General features: G+C 60.5%; 1 protein-coding gene. It reads right to left on the bottom strand.

Annotated elements, in window-relative coordinates:
* The coding region (locus GV819_RS32505) for a T6SS effector phospholipase Tle3 domain-containing protein (RefSeq protein WP_161760111.1) at positions 1-1,343 on the bottom strand (1,343 nt) is incomplete at both ends.

Here is a 1,343-nt window from a genome sequence, read left to right on the forward strand (position 1 = left end):
AACGTCACATCATCCACGCTCTCTCCCGCCCCAATCGCCACGTCATAGGCCAGCACTCGCCGGCTATGGTCAGGGTTGTTGGGAATCGCCGAGTGAAACGACAGTGCCTCTTCATGCTCCCCGTTCTTGCCTCCCCCTTGCAGGCGCATACGGGCCTCGTAGGGCGTTTCTGAACGGGTCACCAGCACCTTGCCGTTGTCTGTCGCCCGGGCGACAAACACGTGGGTCTGTTCTGCCGTGTCCTTGCCTTCATTGAGCGCCTTTTTAACGCTGGCAATATCGCGTCCGTGCTTGAAGGCGATGGCTTCATCGATCGAGTCCAGCTTGGCGTATTGGCTGCTTTCGGAGGTCCAGGCGCCGTTGCTGATCGCGATGGACGCATCGATGGGCGCCAGGGTGTCCTTGACCTGATAGACACCACTGCTGGAGTCCGCTCCCGGCATGACCACTACGCCATCGGCGTTGAAGTGGGTTTGCGCGGGCACCGGCAATAACGGTGCGGTCAGCATCACCGACTTTCCTTGTTCAAGGGAGGCGCGGGCCACTGACATCCGTTGTTTGTACGGCAACCCCATGTCCTCCCAGGTGTCCTCACCCTTCAACAGCAATGGGTAGACATAGGGTGGCGTGTGCAGGCCAATCAGCTCTTTTTTCTCGCCGCGTTTGCGCAGGGTAAAGATCCGTTGGTGAAAGCTCAGCGGCAAGGTACTGCGTACCGGCTTGCCATGCAGGTGCTCGTCAACGCCCTGCCAGCCGATCCCCTGCACGTTGGCAAGGCCGACGGTCTGGTCCTGAGGGGTGAAGTACAGAAAGATACTGCCGCGGTTATCGCGCTCGTTGAACGAGATCTTTTCACCATCGATGGTGGTGTGCGACGCAGGCCCGCCGCTCCAGCCCGACCCGCCAATGGCGCCATAACCCTGGCAGTTTTTCAGGGCGACGCTCGACAATGCCGGGTACGGATTGGGCGCTCCGGCCATGTATTTGAGGATCCCCTCCAGGGCCGCAATGCGCGCCTCCGAGGTTTGCTGGCTGCCGTAGCCCTGAAACTTCTCCGTGGTGGGCTCACGCAGGCTATAGGGGGAGTTGATCATCACCACGCCGTCGGCCGGGCGCACCTGAACCTCGTCATCCTTGAGAAAGGCATGGGCCAACAGATTGATCAGCGTGCCCTGGCTGTGACCCACCACGTTCACCGTGTCGTTCGGGTAGCGTTTGCGGATGATCCTGATCAACATCGCCAGACGCATGGCGGCCAGCACCATGTAGCGCCGGCCGGGTGCGGAAAACAACGGGTGGGTCAGCTCACCGGCAAAGAAGTCCAGGGAAATGAATCCAAACAG

This window comes from Pseudomonas sp. Fl5BN2, from assembly GCF_009908205.1.
In the GTDB taxonomy this organism is placed as follows: Bacteria; Pseudomonadota; Gammaproteobacteria; order Pseudomonadales; family Pseudomonadaceae; genus Aquipseudomonas.